Origin of the sequence: Clostridium sp. C8-1-8, assembly GCF_009928445.1 — a bacterium.
In the GTDB taxonomy this organism is placed as follows: Bacteria; Bacillota; Clostridia; order Clostridiales; family Clostridiaceae; genus Clostridium_AR.
Map to the genome: position 1 here is coordinate 39,484 of NZ_JAABNO010000030.1, position 25,656 is coordinate 65,139.

The 25,656-nt window shown below is 30.5% G+C and carries 24 protein-coding genes and 1 other annotated feature; of the genes, 11 read left to right on the forward strand and 13 right to left on the reverse strand.

The annotated features are described in order from the left end of the window. Positions 1 to 39 precede the first annotated feature (39 nt). Together GXK57_RS21830 and GXK57_RS21835 are read right to left on the reverse strand one after the other, a co-directional pair. Entirely contained in the window at positions 40 to 2,034 is a 1,995-nt protein-coding gene (locus GXK57_RS21830; protein ID WP_160680137.1) for a class I tRNA ligase family protein, read from the reverse strand. Positions 2,035 to 2,140: 106 nt separating this feature from the next. After that, positions 2,141 to 2,384: a binding site (T-box leader), on the reverse strand. 164 nt (positions 2,385 to 2,548) lie between these two features. Further along, entirely contained in the window at positions 2,549 to 3,241 is a 693-nt protein-coding gene (locus tag GXK57_RS21835; protein WP_160680138.1) for a YjjG family noncanonical pyrimidine nucleotidase, read from the reverse strand. Positions 3,242 to 3,452: 211 nt separating this feature from the next. On the opposite strand from GXK57_RS21835, the gene GXK57_RS21840 reads away from it, so the two are divergent. Then, entirely contained in the window at positions 3,453 to 4,142 is a 690-nt protein-coding gene (locus GXK57_RS21840; protein WP_160680139.1) for a cyclic nucleotide-binding domain-containing protein, read from the forward strand. A gap of 34 nt (positions 4,143 to 4,176) precedes the next feature. Here GXK57_RS21840 and GXK57_RS21845 read toward each other — a convergent pair whose 3' ends face one another. After that, positions 4,177 to 4,461 (reverse strand): hypothetical protein, encoded by a 285-nt coding sequence (locus GXK57_RS21845; RefSeq protein WP_160680140.1) that lies wholly within the window; start codon positions 4,459 to 4,461, stop codon positions 4,177 to 4,179. A gap of 378 nt (positions 4,462 to 4,839) precedes the next feature. On the opposite strand from GXK57_RS21845, the gene GXK57_RS21850 reads away from it, so the two are divergent. Both GXK57_RS21850 and GXK57_RS21855 read left to right on the forward strand, forming a co-directional pair. Then, positions 4,840 to 5,496, forward strand: a complete 657-nt coding sequence (locus GXK57_RS21850; protein WP_160680141.1) for a class I SAM-dependent methyltransferase — start codon at positions 4,840 to 4,842, stop codon at positions 5,494 to 5,496. Positions 5,497 to 5,702: 206 nt separating this feature from the next. After that, complete coding sequence (locus GXK57_RS21855; protein ID WP_160680142.1) at positions 5,703 to 6,191, forward strand: hypothetical protein; 489 nt, start codon at positions 5,703 to 5,705, stop codon at positions 6,189 to 6,191. A 60-nt stretch (positions 6,192 to 6,251) separates the two neighbouring features. Here the strand turns inward: GXK57_RS21855 and GXK57_RS21860 are convergent, their stop codons facing one another. After that, positions 6,252 to 7,175, reverse strand: coding sequence for an aldo/keto reductase (locus GXK57_RS21860; protein WP_160680143.1), 924 nt, complete (start codon positions 7,173 to 7,175; stop codon positions 6,252 to 6,254). Between the two features lie 581 nt (positions 7,176 to 7,756). After that, entirely contained in the window at positions 7,757 to 8,803 is a 1,047-nt protein-coding gene (gene rsgA, locus GXK57_RS21865) for a ribosome small subunit-dependent GTPase A (RefSeq protein ID WP_160680144.1), read from the reverse strand. A gap of 1,025 nt (positions 8,804 to 9,828) precedes the next feature. Between rsgA and GXK57_RS21870 the strand changes: the two genes are divergently transcribed. The 6 genes from GXK57_RS21870 (at position 9,829) to panD (ending at position 14,892) form a co-directional block, all read left to right on the forward strand. Next, a complete protein-coding gene (locus tag GXK57_RS21870; protein ID WP_160680145.1) occupies positions 9,829 to 11,091 on the forward strand; it encodes a hypothetical protein in 1,263 nt (420 codons plus the stop codon). Between the two features lie 54 nt (positions 11,092 to 11,145). Continuing rightward, on the forward strand, positions 11,146 to 11,622 hold the full coding sequence (locus GXK57_RS21875) for a CBO0543 family protein (protein ID WP_160680146.1): 477 nt from the start codon (positions 11,146 to 11,148) through the stop codon (positions 11,620 to 11,622). A gap of 163 nt (positions 11,623 to 11,785) precedes the next feature. Next, positions 11,786 to 12,553, forward strand: coding sequence for a Rossmann-like and DUF2520 domain-containing protein (locus GXK57_RS21880; RefSeq protein ID WP_243156487.1), 768 nt, complete (start codon positions 11,786 to 11,788; stop codon positions 12,551 to 12,553). A gap of 95 nt (positions 12,554 to 12,648) precedes the next feature. After that, positions 12,649 to 13,476 carry a 3-methyl-2-oxobutanoate hydroxymethyltransferase gene (gene panB, locus GXK57_RS21885; protein WP_160680147.1) on the forward strand — a complete coding sequence of 276 codons (828 nt, stop codon included), beginning with the start codon at positions 12,649 to 12,651 and terminating at the stop codon, positions 13,474 to 13,476. Between the two features lie 22 nt (positions 13,477 to 13,498). Continuing rightward, positions 13,499 to 14,347: a pantoate--beta-alanine ligase gene (gene panC, locus GXK57_RS21890; RefSeq protein WP_160680148.1), complete on the forward strand. Its 849-nt coding sequence runs from the start codon at positions 13,499 to 13,501 to the stop codon at positions 14,345 to 14,347. A gap of 152 nt (positions 14,348 to 14,499) precedes the next feature. Continuing rightward, on the forward strand, positions 14,500 to 14,892 hold the full coding sequence (gene panD / locus GXK57_RS21895; RefSeq protein WP_160680149.1) for an aspartate 1-decarboxylase: 393 nt from the start codon (positions 14,500 to 14,502) through the stop codon (positions 14,890 to 14,892). A gap of 106 nt (positions 14,893 to 14,998) precedes the next feature. Here the strand turns inward: panD and GXK57_RS21900 are convergent, their stop codons facing one another. Together GXK57_RS21900 and GXK57_RS21905 are read right to left on the reverse strand one after the other, a co-directional pair. Then, positions 14,999 to 15,556: a hypothetical protein gene (locus GXK57_RS21900; RefSeq protein WP_160680150.1), complete on the reverse strand. Its 558-nt coding sequence runs from the start codon at positions 15,554 to 15,556 to the stop codon at positions 14,999 to 15,001. A 262-nt stretch (positions 15,557 to 15,818) separates the two neighbouring features. Beyond that, positions 15,819 to 16,460, reverse strand: coding sequence for a TetR/AcrR family transcriptional regulator (locus GXK57_RS21905; protein ID WP_160680151.1), 642 nt, complete (start codon positions 16,458 to 16,460; stop codon positions 15,819 to 15,821). Between the two features lie 151 nt (positions 16,461 to 16,611). On the opposite strand from GXK57_RS21905, the gene GXK57_RS21910 reads away from it, so the two are divergent. After that, positions 16,612 to 18,279 (forward strand): DHA2 family efflux MFS transporter permease subunit, encoded by a 1,668-nt coding sequence (locus GXK57_RS21910; RefSeq protein WP_160680152.1) that lies wholly within the window; start codon positions 16,612 to 16,614, stop codon positions 18,277 to 18,279. A gap of 256 nt (positions 18,280 to 18,535) precedes the next feature. Here GXK57_RS21910 and GXK57_RS21915 read toward each other — a convergent pair whose 3' ends face one another. The 6 genes from GXK57_RS21915 to GXK57_RS21940 all read right to left on the reverse strand — a co-directional run bounded on the left by GXK57_RS21915 (position 18,536) and on the right by GXK57_RS21940 (position 24,489). Beyond that, the gene (locus tag GXK57_RS21915; RefSeq protein WP_160680153.1) at positions 18,536 to 20,614 is read right to left on the reverse strand and encodes an ATP-binding protein; all 2,079 of its coding nucleotides are present in this window, start codon (positions 20,612 to 20,614) and stop codon (positions 18,536 to 18,538) included. 487 nt (positions 20,615 to 21,101) lie between these two features. Beyond that, complete coding sequence (locus GXK57_RS27020) at positions 21,102 to 21,317, reverse strand: ATP-binding cassette domain-containing protein (protein WP_347709108.1); 216 nt, start codon at positions 21,315 to 21,317, stop codon at positions 21,102 to 21,104. A gap of 361 nt (positions 21,318 to 21,678) precedes the next feature. Beyond that, on the reverse strand, positions 21,679 to 22,356 hold the full coding sequence (locus tag GXK57_RS21925) for a hypothetical protein (protein ID WP_160680154.1): 678 nt from the start codon (positions 22,354 to 22,356) through the stop codon (positions 21,679 to 21,681). A 147-nt stretch (positions 22,357 to 22,503) separates the two neighbouring features. Continuing rightward, entirely contained in the window at positions 22,504 to 23,496 is a 993-nt protein-coding gene (locus GXK57_RS21930; RefSeq protein WP_160680155.1) for an aminopeptidase, read from the reverse strand. Positions 23,497 to 23,515: 19 nt separating this feature from the next. After that, positions 23,516 to 24,073: a metalloregulator ArsR/SmtB family transcription factor gene (locus tag GXK57_RS21935; protein ID WP_160680156.1), complete on the reverse strand. Its 558-nt coding sequence runs from the start codon at positions 24,071 to 24,073 to the stop codon at positions 23,516 to 23,518. Positions 24,074 to 24,087: 14 nt separating this feature from the next. After that, the gene (locus GXK57_RS21940; protein ID WP_160680157.1) at positions 24,088 to 24,489 is read right to left on the reverse strand and encodes a hypothetical protein; all 402 of its coding nucleotides are present in this window, start codon (positions 24,487 to 24,489) and stop codon (positions 24,088 to 24,090) included. Positions 24,490 to 24,782: 293 nt separating this feature from the next. On the opposite strand from GXK57_RS21940, the gene GXK57_RS21945 reads away from it, so the two are divergent. Continuing rightward, complete coding sequence (locus GXK57_RS21945) at positions 24,783 to 25,382, forward strand: sigma-70 family RNA polymerase sigma factor (RefSeq protein WP_160680158.1); 600 nt, start codon at positions 24,783 to 24,785, stop codon at positions 25,380 to 25,382. Positions 25,383 to 25,656 lie beyond the last annotated feature (274 nt).

Sequence of the window (25,656 nt, forward strand, 5' to 3'; positions counted from 1 at the left end):
ACTTTTTTGTATTCATCCAGAACAAAATTTCATAAAAAATTATTCATTTGATAGCTGTTTTTCATGTTTTGCAAAGAAGTCTACTCTTGGCTCTAGATACTTTAATTTGTGATTTTCTATATCGTCTATAAGTGAGTACATATTATCAAAAATATAATCCCAGCTCCATAACCTTTCATCTACACCTAAATATTCTCTAACCATCTCACAGCTAGTTGGTGCAATTGGGTGGATTAAGGTAATAGCTGTTCTAACCGCATGAAAGCTATCTATAAGTACTTGTTTGCGTAAAGCCTCATCATTGGTAGTTTCTGCAGTTCTCATATTATTGACCCAGTATTTATTCATGTTACGAATATAACTATCTAAAACATAAGTCACACTATGGAATTCGTGATTGTACATATATCTTTCATATGTCAAAATCGCTTCATTCGACTCATCTAAAATATTTTTACTTATTTCTCCTACAGGAATAGTACCGTCGAAGTATTTTTGAGCTGTATAGAAGCAAGAACGAACAAGTCTATTAAATACGTTTGTAAGCAGATTACCATCTTTTAGAACCGTATCTGGTCCTTGTTTATCCTTATCATCCATAAAGGCTTGTGGTGCAAAGCTAACACTTTTCTTCACTAAGCCAAGGCTTAAGAAATGCATCCTCAATTGCTCTGCTGTATAGTATTCTAGCAACTCTCTTGCCATAGGAGGTTTTATAGAGCCACTGCTACTAGCCTTTTTATCCATGAATAGAAGATGATTATTAGCAATTAAATGTGGAGGATTAACCTCTTCCCAATTTACTTTGTCATCTTTATCTATGCCAAGTAAGGCCATAAACATTGCCATCTCAGCAACTCCGTAGAAATATATATTATCTTCACCAATGAATTGATAAACCTTAGAATCCTTAGATAACCAATATTCCTTCCAAGCTTCCTTATCCTTACCAATACTTTCAAGGTAAGTTTTAGTAAAGGAAACTGGAGCCCATAGAGATTCTGGCCAAACCCAGAAGGTTAAGTCTTTAAGATCTTCTTTATTAGGAACCTCTATTCCCCACTCTACATTTCCTGAAAGCCTAAATGGAACTAAGGTTTTACCAGTTCTAAAACGTATACCCATCTTGTCAAATACTTCTCTTGCTGCATCTCTATCGCTTAGGTTCTCAAACACAAAGGAAACAGAAGGTTTCTTTGGTTCATCAATGATTGTATGTTTTGGAAGTTTACTTTTAAGGTCCGTAACCTCTTCTAATTGCTTACGCTTTACATAAATTATTGGAGGTTTTAAGAATTCCTCAATGGTATTCAAAAGATATTTTCTCCAATTTGAATTAGTTCTTAAGTAGTTCATTTCCTCACTTAAAAGATTATTGTACTCATCCAGCTTAAAATACCAATTAGTAACATCCCTAAGTTCAGGAGTCTTTCCTGATAATGTACTTTTGGGATCTATCAATTCTATTGGCATAAACTGATGTCCTAGGTCGCACTCATCAGCATAAGCCTTTTCAGAGGTACAGCCTTCTATAGGGCACTTACCAACTACTTGACGACCATTTAGCAAAACTTTTCTCTCTGGATCATAAAACTGTGGTGATGAAAGCTTAACTAAATAACCACCTTCATATAACTTATTGAATATCTCTTCTGACACCTCTTTGTGGATTTCTCCGGCTCTATCAAGTGCGGAGGCTGCATAGAGATTAGGTTCCATTTCATATTTTCTCAAAACTTCCTTTTGCTTTTCATGGTTTTCACGAACATAATCTTCTATAGTTCCTTTATACTTATTCTCCTCTACAAGTTTACGGTAACTTGCATATATAGGAGATCCGTAACAATCTGTTCCTGAAACAAAAACAACATTTTCCTTACCAATTCTATCTCTTAAAAATCTAGCAAATGTATCTGCATGAACAAATACACCACCTACATGACCAAAGTGTAATTCTTTATTTCCATAAGGCATTCCTGAAGTTATAACTGCCTTTTTAGGAAATATTGGGCGTTCTACTTTTTTTCCTTCCATGATGCACACTCCTTAAAATCAACTTATGTTTATAATAAAATTATCAAATAAGATCTTTATAAATATAATTATTTTGAAAATAAAAAAAACACCTCCTACAACTATATGTAGGGGCGAATTAACCGCGGTACCACCCTGCTTCATTAGTATGTCGCCATACTAATCTTGTCGAGTACAAAACTATACTCTAGTTCAATAACGCGAACTCACGTCATAGCATCATCTATTTATAAATAGAATCCGTATGCAGCTCCAAGTCTTGTTTCATTAACTATAATACTGTTCCTTCTCAGCTTCTGGAACTCTCTGTAAGCATATATATTAATTACTCTTCTCTTCATTACCTTTATCTAAATATATTAAATTGGAAGATTTGTGTCAAGGGGGTATAATAATTAAATTTTCTAAATGATAAGAATACAAAAGTCCAGCATAAATAAGTAACGTAATATTATTATTTATGCTGGACTTTTAAATTTATATACGGTGTATGTTGAACATATAGCAATCTTTTTTATTTTTCACCAATTATCTCCTTCAACTGAGAAAGCTCTGAAATTTCATAAGTTGGTTCTATATCAGTTCTATTAACTATCTTATTTGGGTTATACCAGCATGTATCAATACCAAAATTAAATCCACCCTTTATATCTGAAGTCAAACTATCCCCAACCATTAAAACTTTACTTTTATCAACGTGGTTCAAGTTGTTCAGAGCTATCTCAAATATCTTCGGATCAGGCTTTGCCACCTTTACTTCCTCTGATATTACAACATCTTCAAAATACTTTGAAATAATTGACTGTTTAATTCTTTTATTCTGAACCTCCTTTAACCCATTGGTAACTATAGCTAATCTATAATTCTTATGAAGGCTTTCAACAAGTTCAATGCTGTCTTCATATACAAATGAAGCATTAGCTAAATGTTTCATATAAGATTTTGCAAAGGAATACTCGTCAAAGTTAATATTTAGCCTGTCTGCAAGTCTTTTGAATCTCTCTACCTTTAACTTTTCCTGGGTAATAATCCCATTTTCAAATTCTTTCCATATTACTGAATTTATCTCACTATATATTTTTAGATGATGATTTTCATCATATTCTATCTCAAACTCCAGCATAGCATTTTTAAAGGCATCTCTTTCTGACTTCTTAAAATCAAATAAAGTTTCATCAGCATCAAAAATAATAATTTCGTATTTCATAATTATCCCCCTATATATGTACCACTCCGCAATAAAACTTATAATTAAAAATTCTCCTCTCAGAATCTAGAGAAGCTTTAAAAATTGATTTCTGAACAAAGTGGTATATCTTTTAAACCTTATCTTTACAATAAATAAAGAATGCTTTATAAATAATTTATAATAACTTTAACAAATTTACTAGGACATTTGTCTTATTTAAGGAGAATTTATGAAAAGAATATTGGATGCTACTAAACTTAATAGATACTTGGATAAATATAATATAGAAAATTTATTTGATAAAAAGATTATAGAATTTGCAGAACTTCAAACATATGAAAAAGGCGAAGTTATTATGAAAGCTGATACTAAACTAGAATATTACTATATTCTAGTGGAAGGCCAAATAAAGATATCTTATCTTTTTGAGAACGGCAAATCTATGCTTTTAAAGTTTTACAGGGACTTTATAACAATAGGAGATATAGAGCTTTTAAAAGATAAACCTATTCGTTGCAATGTTGAAGCTATGGATGAAATATACCTTATTGCAATCCCAGTTGATATCATTAGAAAACGCTACATGGATAATGTGAACTTTCTTCATCATCTAATAGATTCCTTAAGTGAAAAGCTTGACGCTACAATCAATAACACTTCTTATAATTATATATATCCGCTTACTAATAGGCTTGCAAGCTATTTATTAGAACATATTACTAATGAAAACTATATACAACTGACCTCCTCCTATAAAGAAATAGCCGAATTTCTTGGTACTACCTATAGGCATTTAGGAAGAACTTTTAAGGAACTAGAAGAAAAATCTATAATTAAAGTAGATAAAAAAACAGTATATATTTTAGATGAGATAAGACTTAAGGAATTATCCAAGAATTCTTTCATACGAACTTTTTAATAACAAGTTTGGCTAAGTCAGTGTTTTCACCACACTATTTAGTTATAAGCTTATTAACCTCTTTTTCGCTAAGACCGGTGATTTCCATTATGGTTTGTATATCTATGCCCTTGCTTAATCCATCTCTAGCTACTTTTTCTGCTTCGTTATAGTATTGCTTTTCATCTTGCTTTTTAAGTGCCGCCTTCAACCCTTTTTTAAAGCCTTCTTTAAATCCCTTCTTATTGGCTTTTTTTAATCCTTTCTTTACCTTTTTCTTTAGCTTATGCTTTTCACTATTTTCAGTGTTTTCAAGATTATACTCATTATTTTCCGACACTATAATTAACCTTCAATTAATATTATAGGGTTCACATATCAAAATTAAAAGTTGAGCTGTGCCCCCATTAAAACAAACTCAAAATTTATTTTAACTAAATACAATAGATAGACTTACCCCTTAACTAATTTCACATAAAACACCTTGTATCAAGTAACGCATGAAATATTATATAAAAATATATTATTTTCATTGGCCTTTAGGGGTATTTTACCATAAACCCTATGCAAAAAGAATGTTTTCCTTTAATAAAACATCTTTAACTTCAAGTGGAAAAATATAGACATTTAAGTTACAATATTATTAATTTACTTATATTATTTTCAAAATTAGTAAAAATAAAACTTATACATAATATTAAGGATTGGAGAGTTCAATATGGAACAATTAACGAGAGCTTGGGATTGGTCTAAGAATAAAGATACCCATTGGTTTATACCTTCGGAAGAATCCTATTATCTTCTAAGTCGTTGGAAAGATAAAAATTTCAATAAACTTCTTGATTTAGGCTGTGGTCTTGGTAGACATTCTATTCAGTTTGCTAGAAATGGGTTTAATGTTGATTCAGTTGACTTATCTGAATTAGCTGTAGATATGCTCAACAACTGGGCACATAAAGAAAAGTTAAATTTGAAAGCAAAGGTTTCAAATATGATGGATTTACCTTTTAGTGAGAATTACTTTGATTGCCTACTTGCATATCATGTTATATCGCACACAGACAGTAAAGGTATAGTTCAAGTGCTCTCTGAAATAAGAAGGGTATTAAAAGAAAATGGAGAGTTTTACCTAACACTCTGTTCAAAGCAAGGTTTGAATTTTGATAATCCTGAATTAGTAAAACTAGATAAAAACACAATAGTTAAAACAGAAGAAGGTCCTGAACAGGGTATACCTCATTTCTTTGTAAATGATGATGACATAAAAGCAATATTTAAAGATTTTAAACTTATAACTGTTCGCCAAGTTCAAGAGGTTATAGTTGGTGGTGAAAACTATAATTCATGGCATTATTTTATTTTAGGTAAAAAATAGAAATACAATACTATGCTACTATCTAATAAATTTATTACACTACACTTTATTAAATAGTTTATAAGGACACACTGACTAAATGGAAAATTTCTAAAACAAAGGAATAAGAAATAATCAAATATATCAAAAACTTTGTATAAAACAGATTTATTCTCTTATTTATTCGATGTATAATATTTATATAGCTAGTTAAATAGGGGGATAATATGTACGTAAAAGATGACTTATTAATATATGATAATACACAAGCTTTTAATGATGATCTAATAGGAATTGGACATATTGATTCTAGAGGAAGAGTAAAAACTAGACAAAAAAGTAATCCTAATATCATTAACTATAGCAATATGGATAAAAAGCTTCAGAAAAAAGTTGATAAAACAATATCTATAAAGATTCCAAAATGGATAACTATCCCAATAGGCATAATATTATATTTTTACTTATTCGTGGAGCATACAAGATTCTTTGGAATACTGAATACTTTGGGAGCTATAATGCTTATATACTATCTAGTTGAAAAAAGCATAAGATTTAGGCGCTTTAATTTCTTTATCAAATTTTTATCCATTGCATTAATATGTATATACACTTTATTTTTTGGACTTGGAGCAATTTTTGCTGAGTCAGATAAGGATAGCAATACCTATAAAGAAAATCACAAGCATTCCATTGAAACAGCATATAATAAATAAAATACATAAAAAAAAACACTGAAGCCACTCAACACTTCAGTGTTTTTTTATATAAATCTATTATGGTAGTGAGTTACCTGCTGCTAGATATATTTCATACCATTCTTCCCTGCTTAACTCAACATTTGAAGCCTTACAAATCTCTCTTATACGAGTTGGATTCATCGAACCAATTATTGTTTGTATCTTTGCCGGATGCCTCAATATCCAAGCTGTAGCTATGGCAGTACTAGTAACCCCTTTTCTTTCTGCAATTTCATCAATTTTCTTATTTAATTCTGGGAACTTGTCATTACCTAAGAAAACGCCTTCGAAGAAACCATATTGGTATGGTGACCATGCCTGTATGGTTATATCTTTAAGTCTGCAATATTCAAGAATGCTTCCATCCCTATCAATGGATCTATCAACATTCATATTAACATTTATTCCTGAATCTATTATACCAGTATGCATTATTCCAAATTGCAACTGATTTATTATTATGTTATTGCTTCCTAAGTATTTATTTAAAAGCTCTATTTGCATTGAATTTTGATTACTTACTCCAAAATACTTTACCTTCCCGCTGTCATGTAACTTTGTAAAAGCTTCAGCTACTTCTTCTGGTTCCATTAATGTATCTGGACGATGTAATAGTAATGTATCCACATAATCAGTCTTTAAACGTTTAAGACTACCATCTACAGAAGCTAGGATATGCTCTTTTGAAAAGTCATACATCTTTCCTGGCACTATAGAACATTTAGTTTGGATTATCATTTTTTCTCTCAAAGAAGAATTCATTTCTATAGAATCCGCAAATATTTCTTCTGATTTACCACCACCATAGATATCCGCATGATCAAAGAAGTTAATTCCCTCTTCTAAGCATGTTCTTATTACCTTCTCTGCATCATTCTTTGTAAGGCCAGCCATTCTCATACAACCTAAAGCAATTTCTGATCCATCAATTTGTCCATTTCCTATTTTTATATTTTTCATTGTATATCCTCCTTACACAAGTTACCTCTATTTCATTATTTTTATTGTACAGAATTTTTTAACCAAATTCAAATGAAAACATTTTCTTTTTTTGCAAAATTAGCTATCTATAATCTTAATATCTGACAAAGAAGGATACTGAAGTGTTCTTCTTCAATAGTGTTCTTTGTCTCCTTCTGCTTTTTCTGAACATATGCAAGAAGATTCTAGCAGGTGATATAACTTTATTTTCTATTTTATATCTTAACTAGCTAGTCTAAATACTTTATATTACTAGGTTTAGTAAGCAAAAATTCTATACTTTCTCAAACTGTAAAAAAGTAGCCTTTCTCGTCATGCAATCACATAATAGAAAGAAACTACTTTTTCAATAAATATTTTAATCCATATTATTAATCAATTAATAAAAAAAGATGCTTTACTAGCTCCTAAAGCCAAGGCTATGTTTAAGAATATTATTGCTATTAAGTTGAAGGAGATGCTGTATGAGCCAGCAATTTGTTCAAGCTCATAAGCATCTGATTACTTACTACTTAATCTCAATACGGTACTTTACAGAGCAAAACAATACCTTTTTGAGTTTATCTAGCATACTGCCTTTTCTTTTTTCCACCACTAGTCTTGGCTAGAAGCTTAGCTTTCTTTTCAGCAAATGCCGCCTCTTTTTGTAATTTTAAAAAGTTCTTCCATCTGTCTAAGGTAAGCTCACCTGTTTCTAAAGCAGCTTTAATAGCACAGCCTGGTTCTGTTTGATGCTTGCAGTTACTAAATTTGCAATTAACTTCAAGCTGCTCTATATCAGAAAAAGTTGTACTAAGCCCTTCATCTAAAACCCACATTTCAAGTTCTCTCATACCAGGAGTATCTATTATCATAGTACCATTTTTCAGCATAATTAGCTGTCTATGAGTGGTGGTATGACGGCCCTTGCTATCATCTTCTCTTATACCGCTAACCTTCATAACATAATCCTCTGCAATAGCATTTACTAAGGATGACTTACCTACTCCAGAAGAACCTAAAAGCACTATAGTGTTTCCCGGCTTAGCATATTCTTTTAATTGATCAAACCCCTGCCCAGTAACAGAGCTCACAGCTATTGTTGGAACTCCAAAGGCAATACTTTCTACATCAGCAACATAGCTTTCATAATCTTCACATAAATCTGCTTTGGTAAGAACTATAATAGGGGTAGCTCCACTATCCCAAGCGCAGGCAAGATATCTTTCCACTCTCTTTAAGTTAAAATCATAATTTAAAGAGGTTACTATAAACACATAATCAAAATTAGTAGCTACTACCTGTTCTTTTTGATTAAAAGAATCCATTCTTGCAAACTTACTCTTTCTCTCCAATACTCTGTATATAACATCCTCACCGAAGGGATTATTCTTTACCAACACAAAATCTCCTATAGAAGGAAATACAATACTTGGATCTTCATTGTAAAATACAGATCCTTTTAACTTTGCGTCCTTTTCTCCAGAAGCTGTTACAATCTTATATTGCTCCCTATGAACTTCAATTACCCTTGCTGGTACTAATTCATCATTTTCATAATCAAAATCACCTAATTGTCTACTATAAAATTCATTATAACCATATTGCTCAATACTAATATTATTCATCCAATTCCTCCAAATATATATATTTATCTCTTACTAAATTTCTTATTATTAACGCCATTTTACATTTCTCCTTTCATGTATTAAATTTTTTTAAGTCCCTGAAGTAATCTTCTTCAGTGAGCTTTTTTGCCCATCTGCCTTTTCGAATATATATGAGAAAAGGCTGTCAGATGACATAATTCCTAAAGAATAGAAAAGCCGTAGACAAGCAACCCTTTTATTGAGCTGCTATCTACGGCTATTTAAACAAATATAAAGTTATATAGATAAAATACTTCACTCCTTAGACACAAGATAAAAATTGCACTGATTCTAACAATCTTCATTTTGATAAATAATCATAGGATTTAGCTATTCTATACTTTTAAAGCTTCATATCCTAACTTATATTTTCAAAGTTTGCTCTTAAAGCTGAGATAATCTTCAAAAATAGCGTTTAAAATGTAGTTTTAAAGCTTTATAACTTTTATACATGAAAAAAACACGACCTTCCTGTCGTGTTACTATCCTTTAGGCAGTATATTTATGAAAGGTTATATTACTGCAAAAATACGAACCAAATAAGAGGTATAACCCCCTAAAGTTATATTCTTGCCAATATTAAGTTTTAGACTGCAATCACCTTTAACTCTGCATTCATAAAACAACTCTCCTTTCAATAATAATTTACTATAGATGATCCTTTAGCAAATTATTTATCACATCTGCCTTTAATAAATAATTTTTAAACTTATGGCAGATGAAATATACATTTATCTTATTTAGTTATTAATACTATAATTATTAACTTCATCATAAGTATTTATTCATAAATACTATTAAATAATAATTAAGTGAAGTAATGTCAAATAGTATATTACATATTCATATTACCTTTTAAAGAAATATTTGTCAAACCTTTTTTTACATCGTTGTCTGCTCTATTTTTTATTCTACTAATATATTTACAAAAAAAGATAATACTATGTTTTGTAAAAGTACTATTTAACTATAGATAATATTCGATGTATTATAGGAGCCATACTATGAGCAGTAATAAATTTTATGAACCTACTTCAAGAAGATATGTTGCATATTTAAGCGTTTTAGGCACTACACAATTGCACCTAAGAAATCCATATATAATTGCAGCTTGGTCCTTAGCCTTTCCGGGTATGGGGCATCTTTTACTTTCAAAATACCTTAGAGGATTTGTTTTGTTTATATGGGAGGTATACATAAACTATAAGTCTCATATTAATCTTCTAATTTTATACTCTTTTATTGGTGATTTTGAAAAAGCTAAACAGGTTGCGGATATCAGATGGATGTCCCTTTATATTCCTACATATATATTTGCTATTTGGGACAGCTATAGAACTACCATTGATTTAAATCACGCTTATATATTAGCAGACCGTGAAGGTGGAGAAATTAAGCCCTTTAAAATAACTTCAATGGAGATAAACTACCTAGATAAGAGAAGCCCTCTAGTCTCTGCTGGTTGGTCATTACTAATTCCCGGTTCTGGTCAGCTATATATTCATAGACTTATTGCAGCTTTTTTCCTTGTTGCATGGTGGATTTTTATTTGCTACAGCTCCAATCTGTTGCCAGCTTTTCACTATACATTTTTAGGCGACTTCCTAAGTGCAAAAAATGTGTTAAACATGCATTGGTTCTTAAACGTTCCTTCAGTATATTTTTTTGCAGTATACGATGCCTATGTCAATACTGTAGAAAACAATAAATTATTTGATAAGGAGCAATCAAAGTTTCTTAAAAGAACCTATCAGGAATACAATAAAGATGCCGTATTGGCATCACTTAATAAATCACATAGAGGTGATGATATGTACATAATCTCTACCTTTGAACACTCCATATATCTAGAACTAGCTCTCTCTGAGCTAGAAATTAATGGACTTGATAAAGATAATATACTGGCTATACCATTAGATAAAAATATTAGCAGTATCTCGCTTTTTGATTCAATTCACTCTTCTGATGGTTTAAGTTTATTCGACTTACCTGCCATAATAGCCACCATATTTGGGATTTTTGGTGGTATATACGGCTTTGTGCTAAAATGGGGACCTCTCTTTTGGGGATTGATAGGAATTATATTGGGTTCTATATTAGGATTAATTATAAAAATAATATTTACATGGAAGAAACGTCATAATCTTATAACTAAAAAACACTCAGAGGTTGTAATTTTGATAAAATGCAATAATGAGCAAGTAGAAAACGTAAAAAATATACTGTGGAATAATAAAGCTTTTGGTGTTAGTAGCTTAAGACTCTAAGATTCGTAAAAGATTTTCTTTCTAAGCTATACTGCAAGATAGGAGGTATCGTTTTTGAATATAGTAACTTTACTTTATTTATTAGAAATAGTCTTTATAGTGTATTCGCTATTCAAATTCATACCTAAAGAAAAGCGTCGTGAAGCTATAGCAGTATATACCTATACTCTTACAATTACATGGTTTTTTGGACTTATGGTTGCAGAGTTTAACCTTATAGAGTACCCCATTAGACAGTTTCCAGAAGCAATAAAAACGAGCTTTTTGTTTGAATATTTTCTTTTTCCATCCATTTGTGCATTATTTGTAGTTAACTATCCTGAAATGAAAAGTAAACTTAGAAAGTTCTTATACTATCTCGCTTTTTGCAGCATTTTAACTATTATAGAGATGTTTGAAGAAAGATATACCTTAGTACTAAAATACATATTTTGGGATTGGTATGTTACTTGGATTACATTCTATATTACTTTTTATGCATGTTACAAATATAAAAAATGGTTTTTCAAAAAGTATAAACTTAACAATTAATCATTTACATTTCATAATAAATGTAGTAAGTTATTACATGGGTGGCATCGAAAGAGCTATACCAGACTTTTAAGAAAAATATTTAAAATTGTGCACATATCCATTGGAATGAGACATATTTCTATTCAGGTTTCACCTTTTAATCACTTTAATAAATACGGGGGTGACGCCTATTAAAATTGGTTTTATAGGAGCTGGAAAGGTAGGCTTTTCTTTAGGAAAGTACTTTTCAGAAAATAATCTTAATGTAATTGGGTATTATAGTAGAACTCTGACTTCCTCAAAGGAAGCAGCAAATTTTACTAATACAAAATTTTTTGAACAAATTGAGGATTTGATTGATGTTAGTGATATTATTTTTATCACGACACCTGATGATGAAATATACAATACATGGATGCACATAAAAAACTATAATCTTAATGAGAAAATGATCTGCCATGCCAGTGGCTCTTTATCTTCTACTATCTTTTCTGATATAAAAAAGTCTGATGCATATGCTTATTCAATTCACCCACTTTTTCCAATTTCCAATAAATATGAAAGTTATAAAAAGCTTAAAGATTGTGTTTTTACCATTGAAGGTGATGAAAAACATCTTCAAAGTATAATTATTATGTTTGAAAAACTGAATAATAAAGTTATTAAGTTACAAAGCCAAGATAAAACACTTTACCATCTTGCAGCTGTTACTTCTAGTAACTTAGTAAATGCACTATTAAGTTTTTCATGCTCCTACTTAAAAGGTTATGGTTTTACTGAAGATGAAGCAATTAAAGCATTATTTCCTTTGATTGAAACCAACATAAACAATGTAAAAACCAACGGTCTTATTCCCTCTTTAACTGGACCAGTTGAGAGGTGTGCTTTGACAACGGTAAAAAAACATATTGATGTAATACCTAAGGAACAGAAAGATATATATATATAATTATCGCTTCAGCTTTTAACACTTTCAAAAATAAAAAATCCAAATACTAACTATGGACAGTTGGAAGAATATTTGATAAATCAGGAGGGTAAAAATTGAAAAATACAGTTACTACTTTTAAGGAAGCTAAAAATAATGGTAATAAGCTAACTATGCTTACTGCTTACGACTACTCCACAGCAAAATTAATTGATGAAGCTGGTATTAATGGTATTTTAGTTGGAGATTCACTCGGGATGGTTTGCCTAGGCTACGAAGATACTCTAAGCGTTACAATGGAAGATATGATTCACCATTGCAAGGCTGTAGCTAGAGGAAACAAAAATACTCTATTAGTCTGTGATATGCCTTTTATGTCATATCAGACATCAGTATATGACGCTGTATCTAATGCAGGAAGACTTATGAAAGAAGGCAGAGCCCATGCTGTTAAACTAGAAGGAGGCTCCGAATTTTCTGAACATGTTAAAGCAATAGTAACAGCTTCTATTCCTGTAATGGGACATATAGGCTTAACTCCTCAATCTGTAAATGCCTTTGGAGGCTTTAAGGTACAGGGTAAAAATGAAGCAGCTGCAAAAAAACTGATTGAAGATGCAATGGCTTTAGAAAAAGCAGGCGCTTTTGCAATAGTTTTAGAATGTGTGCCTGCAAAGCTTGCAGATGTTATCAGTAAGAAGGTTTCTATACCTACTATCGGAATAGGTGCAGGCAATAAGTGTGATGGTCAAATTCTTGTTTATCAAGACTTATTGGCGTTATTCTCAGACTTTAAGCCTAAATTCGTAAAACAGTACGCTAAAATAGGCGATCAAATGAAACTTGCTTTTTCTCACTACATAGAAGAAGTTAAAGAAGGAGTATTTCCTGCTCCAGAACACGAATTTGCTATATCTGATGATGTATTAGAAAAGCTTTATTAATAGCTTAATGGAGGAAATATAAATGAGAGTTGTAAATACCATTAAAGAAGTTAGAGATATCATAGGACACTGGAAAAGAGAAGGGCTTTCAGTAGGTTTAGTACCTACTATGGGCTACCTTCACGAGGGGCATGGTTCCCTTATAGAAACGGCCCACAAGGAAAATGACAAGGTGGTAGTAAGTGTTTTTGTAAACCCAATACAATTCGGACCTACTGAGGATCTTGACAAATACCCAAGAGATCTTGAAAGAGATAGCAAAATAGTTGAAGATTTTGGAGGAGATTTAATCTTTACACCTACCCCTTCAGAAATGTATGTAGAAGACTTTGCTTCTTTTGTTGAAGTATCTAACCTTACAGAAGGACTTTGTGGCGCTAAAAGACCTGGTCACTTTAGAGGAGTATGTACTGTAGTGACTAAACTTTTCAACATTGTAACTCCTGATAAAGCGTACTTTGGCGAGAAAGATGCTCAGCAGTTAGCAGTTATCAAAAAGATGGTAAGAGACTTAAATGTCCCTATTGAAATAGTAGGATGCCCAATAGTAAGAGAAGCAGACGGACTTGCCAAAAGCTCTAGAAATGTATATTTAAGCTCTGAGGAAAGAACCGCTGCACTTATTTTGAGTAAAAGCTTAGCAAAAGCCAAGGAGGCTCTTAATAATGGTGAAAGAGCTAGCAAAAGCCTTAGCCAATTAATAATAGATACTCTTTCCTCTGAGCCTTTAGCAAAAATTGATTATGTAGAAATAGTTGATATTTTATCACTTATGCCTGTAGAAAATATAGAAAAAGATATATTAATAGCTCTAGCAGTATATATTGGAAAAACTAGACTTATTGATAACTTTACTTATAGGCTTAGTTAAAGTAGCATGAGACATTAAGTATTCGCTCATCTGATGCTTTAATGCTAGGTTTAGATAATTTAAAGTATTTGTAACTTCATATAGATAGAAAATATACGACTATAAATTTATAGAATTGATTTTTAAGTTTTTACAATATAGGGGGAAAAATAATGGTATTAAATATGCTAAAATCTAAAATTCACAGAGCTACTGTAACTCAAGCAGAGTTAAACTATGTAGGCAGCATAACTATAGACAAGGTGCTAATGGAGGCTGCTGGAATACATGAATATGAAAAGGTAGCTATAGCTGATATAGATAACGGTGAAAGATTGGAAACTTATGTAATACAGGGGGAAGCAAATAGCGGTGTTATCTGCTTAAATGGTGCGGCTGCTCGTTGTGTTCAAAAAGGAGATAAAATTATAATAATGTGCTACTGCCAAATGGATGAAAATGAAGTAAGGGAGCACAAACCTAAAGTTGTATTTGTAAATGAAGACAACTCAATCTCTAAGGTTGGTAACTACGAAAAACACGGTGAGATAGCCTTAGCTGATTAATCATATAAATAAAAATAATCACTGAAGATAGTTTCTTCAGTGATTATTTTTTTACACACATTGTTATTATCACCATAGTTAACAAATTCATTCCTACTACATATCTCTATTTTTTATTATATTCTTCTTCACATCTCTTCATAAAATTCATTATATTAATCATGATGAGTATTGAAAGTATAAATAAAGCTATGGCATAAATAAACCCTATTTTCGGAATAAATATTATAATAAAAGCTGCAATCCCGCCTATTTGCAAGTATTTATAGTATTTATAATTTTCATTAGCTTCTACAAATAAGTATGGATTATCTTCTATTTCCCTCATACAGCTTATACCTAGAAATAAGTTTTTCACCATAAGTATATTTATTACAAAATATAGAACTGTAAATAAGAATATAACAATAAACTTAAAACTGATTTGAAAGTATGTTACTGATATATAATAATTCCACAACTTCATTATGGATAAGGCTATTAAGAACCAATTATAATTCTGTGCCTTTAGGAAAAATATATTTTCCTTTGATAATATGTTAAGTCCTACTGCAAAAAGTATGTATCCAATAACATCTGGTAATAAATCAAAGTTATTAATATTTACATTTAACATTACGAAAAAGAAACCCCAAAAGAACAATAAAAAAGCATTTTTTCTCATATATCAGCCTTTCACTTTCCAATTTATGTAACTATATTAATAATAACACTTTCTACCAAAACTTAAAACATCAAATTTAATTGATATTGAGCTTCCCAAAAGAAGTAATCGTCGCAGTTATGTTCCATAAGGCATTGATCGCTGAATAGATTTTCTTAAGTGATACTGGTCTAGACAGTAAAAAAAGTATAGATAACTAAATCCCTGTAGTTATCTATACTTTTATGTTTTCATGAACTATTTTTATTGGTTTTATATATTATTAATCCTTATAATCTGTACAACTTTCGAAGAGCACATATATCATATCAGCACATTTATCAACACACAAATCAATATTCTTTATCTCATTATCGTAAAGAATTTTGTGACAAGCATCTTCAATTAATAAAAAAGAGTAATGGAGAAATATATTTTCTTCCTCTTCATTCTTAAAGGGAATTGAAAGAGATCTAAAGATTTCTCTTGTTCTATTTATTCTATTTTGCTCCTGCTCTCTTCTTACTTTTGCTATATCCTCATCTAGTAGCGCTAAAGCGTCCATTTCATCATGAAAGGTTTTAGAAAAATCATGATAGTCTATCATCATCTTGGTAAATAATTTAAAAAGCTTTTTTGACACCTCAGAGTTATGCAACTCTTTGTCTTCATTACTAATCCAAAACTCTCTGGTTGGATAATTAAACTTTTCACTTATATTTTCAATTACTTTTATATATATCTCTTTCTTATCTTGAAAATAGGCATATACTGATCCGGTAGCCACATTTGCTTCTTTAGATATATCTGCAGTAGTAGTATTGTAATACCCTTTTTCATTAAATAATTTATAAGCTGCATCAACAATTCTATTGAACTTTTCTAACGCTCTTTTTTGAGTTGGTACTCTTGTTTTTCTTTCCATGTCCATCACCTAACTTAATAATAAATTAACATAAAATAAAAGTCAATAAAATATGAAATTCATTTCATGTATTGACTTTTATATTTTTCCAGTTTATTATTAAAACATGAAATTAATTTCACATTCATATTTATTATTATTGGAGGTTATTATGAATAAAAAACAAAAAATCTTAGCTTTTATATCTTTAGCAATTGCATGCTTTTTAACTGTATTAGACGGAACCATAGTAAATGTATCACTACCAACTATGGCAACTTACTTTAATACCGACATGGTAGGAATATCTTGGGTAAGCACAGCCTACCTAATACCTTTCTCAGCACTTTTGATAAACTTTTCAAAGATAGCTGATATCTTTGGAAGAAAAAAATTGTTTATTTTGGGACTTTTCATCTTTGGGTCTGCATCTATATTTTGTGGTCTCTCAACTACACTACCTATGATAATAAGTTTTAGAATACTTCAAGGTATTGGTGCAGCAATATTAACACCTCTATCAATTCCCTTAGCTATTGAGGTATTTGGAAAAGATGCTATATCTAAACTTGCTATCCTAATCGGAATGATAATTTCTATAGCAGCCGCATCTGGACCAGTGGTAGGTGGAATTCTGAACGAAGCCTTTGGCTTTAAGGCAATTTTCTATGTAAACACTCCTTTTATTATTATTTCACTTTTCTTTGGAATAAAGTTTCTTACAGAATGCTATGACAGAACTATTGAAAAGAAAATAGATTTTGTAGGTTCAATACTACTAGCTTACGGAATTGGTGCATTAACCTTTCTACTTGTAAAAGGTAATGACTACGGCTGGGGTAGTACAAAAATAGTTACATTGATTGTAACTTCAGCAATAGCTATACTATGTTTCTTAATATATGAATTAAGAGTAAAAAACCCTATGATAGATTTTAAGCTATTCAAAATAAAGAGTTTTACTTCTTCTATAATCATAATCGGGGTAATATTCTTTGCATATATGCCTATATCCTATCTGATGAACTTCTATCTTGAAAAACAACTAGGCTATACAGTATTGAAATCAGGGCTTATTCTTGGAGTAGTAAGTGGTATTTCCTTCTTTATGTCTCCGATCTTCGGAATAATCTCAAAGAAGTTAGGAGCTAGAGTAACTTCCCTACTTGCTATAGTTTTTGTAACTCTTGGTGACTTCATGTTCGTATTTATGAATAGTACTAATAATATGAAGACTATCTACAGTGCATTTATTCTTGTGGGACTTGGTATTGGAGCAACCTCTCCGCTTTATCAAAGTGCTTTTGAAGAAGTTTCTCAAGACAAAAACGGCCTTGCCTCTGGAATATTAAATAGCTTCAGACAACTAACCGCTTGTCTTGCCATTGCATTAGTTTCAACTTTAAGCACTCACTTCACTACTGTGGCAATAGACAATACAAAAACTAAGATAATGGATGCAGTAAATAAGAACACAATACTTGAACAACAAGTAAAAACTACAATAAATGATAAGATAATGACTTCAAACACAAATTCAAATTCAACCTTTTCTAAAGAAAATGCTGATAAGATGATTGCTGCACAAGAAAAACAGGTGCTATCCACTGTTCCAGATAAGATGAAACCAGAAGTGAAAGAAAAGTTTTTAGTACAAACTAAAGAAATTTACTCAATAATTGATGAAGCTTCTACTATCAAATCTGATGAAAGCAATAAGGTTTATAATAAATGTTTTCTAATCACAGCAATCGTTGCTGCTTTAGGACTACTTGCAGTACCTTTTAATAAGAAAAGAACTGAAGATCTTCCAGAAGGAGAATCTGAAGTAGCTGTATAGCTTAAATAAAATTAGCCATAAAAATCCCTCTTCTCTATAATAAGAAAAGAGGGATTTTATATATTTTTTTCTGCAATTATTCTTTAGAAGTGGCATTATTACTATAAATTCTTATATTGTTATATTCTTTACTTGTTATATTCTTTTAAATTTATAATCATAAGATTATATAAAGTAGTCCTTTTTATCAAAATCCTTATAGCGTCTTTCTATTAACATCTGACTTTGCTAATGTATACATGGAAAATCTGATAGACTAAAAATATATATCCGAAAACTCAATCTCCATCCCCTGAATTAATCTATTATCATTTTCCATAAAATTAATGCTACTAAGGGCATTTTCTTCGGAATTACGCTTGTTACTGATCTTCTTATTTGGAAACATTACAGTAAAGGTACTTCCCATACCCTCTTGGCTATCTAGAAGAATCCTACCATCTAAAGCCTCCACTAGGAGCTTAACTAAATGGAGACCTAAGCCAGTTCCTTCCGCTTGACGAGATAGTGTTGTATCAGCCTGTCCAAACTTCTCAAATATAATTTCCTGTCTGTTTTTAGGTATTCCTATACCTTGGTCTTTAACTTCCACACATACCCAGCTACTCCCATCAACTCTTTTAGTATATATTCGTACCATTATATCCTTATCATTTGGAGTAAACTTTAATGCATTTGCTAAAAAGTTTAATATAATTCTCTCATATTTTTCCTCGTCCAAACCAATCTCTTTATACTGAATAGTTGATGCAAAGAAAATATTAATATTTTTTTGCTTGGCGTATAGTTCTACGGAGTTTATTATAGCCTTAGTGACATATACAATATCTAAATTTTTTTTATCTATTTTTATATTACCAGAGCTTATTTTGGTTATATCTAAAAGATTATTTACCAATCTTAGTTGTCTATTGGTATTCTGCTTAATACTCTTCAGATACTTAGCAACTCTATCACTATATTCATTTTTACAAATAAATTCTATAGCTTGTAATGCACTACATATTACTGTAATAGGGGTCTTGAACTCATGAGTAATTAGGTACAAAAACTCATCCTTAAGCTTCATAGAAGCTTCCAAGGCTTCATTTTTCTCTTTTTCATACCTTATTCTTTCCTCATCATGCTTCTTAATCTTTTGGTGATACTCTATCATCTCTGTAATATCTCTATGATTTGATACTATAGCTATAACGCTATTGTATTTATCTAAAATAGGAATAGCACTAACTTCCACGTATTTCAGTGAAATCGAATCTTTTATTATGAGTTGACGACTTCTTACACATTCTCCCCTTGCTGCTCTTTGGGTAGGTAAATCCTCCATTTTAATTGGTTCATTATTAAAATCCAGAAATTCAATATCAGAATTTTTATCAAAGATTGTACCTTTATGTTTTATACGTGGATACAACCTCAATGCTGCCTTATTTAATAGTGAAATATTGCAATTCTCATCATATACTATAAATGGGTCAGTTATGTTATCTAAGATTATCTCTAAAAATTCTTTGTGCATCCTTACTTTTCTATCCTGCTCATACCTCTCACTTACATCTCTTAGTGATACTAGTGCATAAACTAGCTTATCTTCCTCATAAATCGGAGTCCCACAATAGCTGTAATATGCAGTTTTGTCTGGCCTAACAGCCTTGAGTATAATATTATCAATGCTCTCTCCTCTTAAAACTCTTGCTGTAGGAAGTTCGTCCACATCTAGTCTTGTACCGTTTTCATAAAAATACTCAGTGTGCTTTATACTATCTCCTAACTTTTTGAAGTTATCTATATCATAAAAATAATCCTTTGCCTTTTTATTTAAATAACTAAAATGCCCATCTGGATTAACTATAATAAGTGCATCTGTCATATTGTCAGTAATAGCCTCAAGTTGGTTTTTTTGAGCTCTTATTATTTCATTTTGCTTCTCTATAGTCTTTCTATATAGCACTGCTTCAGTTACATCAATAAAATTACAAAATATATATTTAATCTCCTCTTCAATTTTTATTGGAGTTATGAATGAATTCCAATAACATTCACCCTTTATATAATGATTATATTTGAATTCTTTAAGTTGAGCAGTCTTTTCAGTTTCAATTGCTTTTTTTAATACTTTTTCACCCTCACTGCCGCTCCAGTCCAAAGAAAATTCATATATATATTTACCAAGTAAGTCAGTAGTATGAGCATTCTTCCCTCCCCATCCTACAACATAGGTATTGTTGCATCTTATTAATTTTAGATCTGGAAAAGTAAATACACATACAGCAGAGGTTTCACTTTCCATTAACTGCTTAAGATATAAATCATTATCAATAACATTATGCTCCAAGATTATGCCTCCATTCATATACAGGTAACAAGCTTCTTTTCCCATTGATGTTCTACATCTAAACATCATAATTTACCTAGATATAACACATTTTTAGTTTCAACACTTTAAATATACATCTTTTTACAATACACTTCCACGGATATTGCTCGACATTTATTGCTTGAAATTCCCAACTTATTGGTATTTAATATATTTTTCTTTTCAATATCTATTTTTTCTTAAAAAATAGTACTATTTTCTATATATTAATATAGTACTTTTAAATTTTCCTTTAAGAAATACTATGAACTTTAGAAATATAATTTTCTACAAGAAAAACAAAATCTTTCATTATACTTTTATTAGATTATCATATTTCATGGTGAATTACTAAAGAATAACCAAAAGTCATGACTAATAAGGAAAGCAAAGAACTGAACATTCTTATAAGCCGATATATCTTCATTAGTTGCTAAGTCCTGTGGCACAATTCCAAGTCTACCTTTTATTTTTTTCTGTTTCTATCAATTTCTTCACCAAAAAATTTCACTTCACCGGAATCGTGCTTTAATATGGTTGAAAGTATATTTATAGTTGTACTTTTTCCTGCACCATTAGGCCCTAGAAGTCCAAGGATTTCGCCTTCATAGAGATCAAAGCTTAAGCCATCAATGGACTTGTTTTCTTTATAATACTTCTTAAGATCTTTTATTTCTAATATTTTTTCATTATAATCACATCAACATCTATATTAGTCTCTAGTCCTAATACTTGTAATCAACCGAAAGGTTGATTAATATAGTTGGTTTAAGCCTAAGTATGTAAAAGCCGTTGCCTATTTGTATATTTATGGTTATATAATATATAATTTGATTAACCCTTGATTGCAAGTAGTTTTTTATTGACTTATATCAGAAGAAGTAATAGAGGTTGAATTAAGGGGTTTAAAACTAATACACAATGTTATATGACCAAATTGGTATGATTTTTTAAATAAAAGTAAAAGGAACTCTTTCCAGAGTTCCTTTAAAAAAGCTTTATAACTAGCACTATTTTTTAATAGAGCTATTAAAAAAATATCTTTAAGTTTGTTGTGCTTGTACCCCACTGTTTAATGAAACTGAAGTTTCATCATTCTTTGGAGGCATTATTGCATTTTTAATTGTATTCTTTTGAGCTTCTGTTATTGTTCCACTTGTAACTAAACTATCTAATGGATCAACAAAATCTGATGCATCAGAAGTTACACTTTTATCCATTGCAGCTTTAAGAGCAGCTTTTACGACATTCTCTTGATCAGAAGAGATAGTTCCACTTGAAACTAGACTACTTAACTGATTATCAATTTGATGAGCTCCTTCTGGTCTTTTATGATGATGTGCTCTTGCGGCATCTTTAAAGGTAGACTTAATTGAATCAGCCTGGTCCTTAGTTATTACCCCACTACTTATAAGCGAAGTTATTGGATTCGTTGGCTTACTGCCATATGTACCAGCTATATTTGACTGTCTCATAGTTGAGAAGGCATCTTTAATAGCAGTTTCTTGATCTTCAGTAATAGTTCCATTAGATACTAAGCTGCTTAGCGGATCAGTAAAGCCAGTATTTTGAGTTGCTTGTATTAAATTAGGGTTAGATTGATAAACGTCTTGATCCTCATAATCATTACGGCGAACCTTTGATGTTTGTTGATTTGAGTTTGAAACTTGTGTAGTATTCCCTATATACCAGCTATTAGAAACTCCACTTATTGTTGACATACTATCAACTCCTCTTCACATATTTTTATTTAAGTTTTACGATTCATAATCAAGTATACTTTTAAGTTGCTTGTAAAATATCAAAATAATGTGTGAAAAATATGTGACTGAGGTAAATTAAACCAAATACTTCCCCGAAATATCTATCTATTCAAACTCAACCTTACCTTTAAAAACAAGATCCATATGAAAATTACACTTATTTTTTCCTCCAAACATTGAGTTATCTCCAATTGCTATATGGTATGTACCACCAGCTTTTTCATCTAAAGGAGTATACCCTATAATTTCTGTGACATTGTCATTTAATCCTATACCAAATTCACATAAAATATCTGAATTTAGAGGAAGATTTTTCAGGAAGTCCTTAAACGTATCTGAATTAGAATTAACAATTTTGCCTTCTTTAAATTCTAACCTTAATCCTTCAATTTTTGCATCCTCTAAAAATGCCTGTTCTATTAAAATTGATCCCTCAGCATAATTTTCAACAGGTGCTATATACACCTCACCACAAGGCAAGTCCCCATCACCAGCATCTATATACCAGGTTCTATCTTTCAAAGATAAACTAAGCTTTTCATTATCTCCAGTTATTATTGTCATTGAAGTATTATTCTCTAATTCACTTACTAAAGACTTAGCCTTCATATGCAATTTATCGTAGTCTATATCATAAGCTTTTAACATCCTAGCTTTATATTCTTCCTCTTTCACTGTACTTTCTAAGGCATTTTCAGAGGTAGGAATTCTTACTTGTACAAACTTTTCCTTTGTAGCTAAAACATCAAATAATCTTTTCATATAAGCTCTATATAAATTCAATTTTTCTTTTGGAAATTCATCATGTGGTCTTACTGGTGCATAAGCACATAGATCAACTACAACATCAACATCTTGAAAGTGCTGAAAACTTTCTTCATCTATTTCTTTTTCCTCTGCTTGGTTGAATAAATTCCTATAGTAAAGCCTTGAGTGCTGATATTTTATTGGTATTGCTCCATTTTTTTCAACTGCTTTGCTAAAATTATTAAGAAGTTCTTTATATTCATCCTCTCCCCATAGTTGAAGCAAAACCTTATCTCCTTTATTTATCTTAATTGCCTTTACAAGCTTTTCAATCAAACTTTCATTAAACATATAACTTCCCCCAGGATACTCATTCTTTTTTTACCACCTTATAAATACCATTATTCCTCTCTAATAAGTTCTCAGATACCATAGCTCTTCTTATAGTACAGAAATCCTCATTAAAGTCAGCAATAATTATATTTACCTCTCTCTCCGTATACTCTTTTCCATCTACAAAGCTTTTTAAAAGTTCTTCTAATATTATTCTTCTTTTCTTTTGCTGCACTGGAATAGATTTTAAGGTACCATATTCAAAAAAGCTTTCAATAACTTTTTTTCTATAATCCTCTTCTCTTTGCTTTTCTAAGGTCTTATCTGAAATATCTGTTTTAATTAAATCTTTTAATGATAAATTCAGTATTTCATAATTTATAGAATACATCACATAATATTGCTCCTTCTTCGAAGTAACTATTCCTGCATCTTCTAACTTTTTAAGGTGAAAAGAGACTGTTGAAGGAGCTAAGGCAAGCCTCTCGGCAAGAAGTTCAACATACATAGGCTCCTTAATTAAATTGTTTATTATAAGTAGCCTAGATTTATCTGAAAGACATTTAAACAGACTTATTGAATCAAACTTTTCCATAAAATTTATTCTCCTTAAACTGTTTGCTTTATGTATAATTTGCTAAATGTCTCTTTTATGTTTTCTGCCGTATCTATTTTTAATTCTTCGAGAAATTGATTATAAACATCTCCATTTGCTTTTGCCTTATCATAATTAATCTTCCAACTTGCTGGAATCCTAGTAAAAAAATCCAAATAAGTTTCATATAACCTTTCATATTGGGCTTCATCATCACTTAAATGCAGTCCATATACCTTTTTTATACTTGCTTTGAACACAGTTTCAAATATTTCATAAATGTTTAGTTTAACTTTTTCATGTATAGCTTCATCCTTTGCTTCTGAATTATTTAGTTTTTCTATGTTAGTCTTTATAGTTTCTTGACTTTCTTTTAGTTCCTTTATAAATTCTTCAATTAAGTTGCTAATATTCACAATATCACCTCTTATTTAATTAATAACCTTATATGTAATATAATAACAACTAAAACAAAACAGTCAATTCTATTTTTATATTTATAGAATTAAATCTTAGTTTTTATTAATTGATTTAATAAAAGCAACCAATCAATCGCTTTTTGTGTATGTTACTTTTCTATACAACATGTATGAATTTGGACAGGCTGCTAGAAGTACCTGTACCACAATTCTTACAAACTTATTAAGATTTAAGTAAATTAGCCAAATCTCTATTCTTACTTCGTATATTCTTATTGTGAGGTGATTTTATGGATTATAATAACATAGAAAAATTAGTTCTTTTATGTAGAGAAGAGAATACTGATGCAAAAGAAGCTTTAGTAGCTGAGTTTACTCCTTATATAATTAACCTAGCTAAGAGGACCTATATAAGCTGTTACGACTTTGAAGATATCAAAAACGAGTGCTACTCAACACTTTTTAAATGTGTTAGATTATATGACATGAAAAAGCATAGATTCGTTTCCTATGCCACAATAGCTATAAGAAATTCCGTTAATCTTCTTATTAGAAATTCTTTAAATAAGAAGCCAAAGGAAGGTATAGAATATATAGATATTGATGAAAAGATAGACAATCTAGAGATTTGTGATGATTTAAATATTGAAGACTTTATATGTCATAAGCTCCTATTACTAGATTTAGACAAGGCATTAAAAAACTTATCTAAAGAAGAACGAGAGTTAGTTAACTTTATATATTTTAAGGATTATACTTTCAAACAATATGCTGATTTGAAAGCTTTATCTTATCATAAGGTAATGGGAATGAAGGAAAAATTACTGGCTAAGCTTAAAATTAATGCACTATATAACAACAGTTACCAATCTAAGAAATTACTTAATTAGGTTGTAACTCTAAAACTGAAAAGTCTCTTTTAGCTAGATATTAGAATTGTAAGCAACTAACAAAAACTTCCTGAAGTCAACATACTTTAGGAAGTTTTTATTATTTCTTTTATAACCACACATATAAATTAAGTTATAATTAAGTGTAACTTTTTCTAATTATTTCCGAATAATTGATGTAAGACAAAATAAGGGGGAGAAAAATGCAAGAGGATATAGTGTAAATGTTAATATGAAAGTGCATAAAAGTTCCAACATCAAAATGTAGGAATTT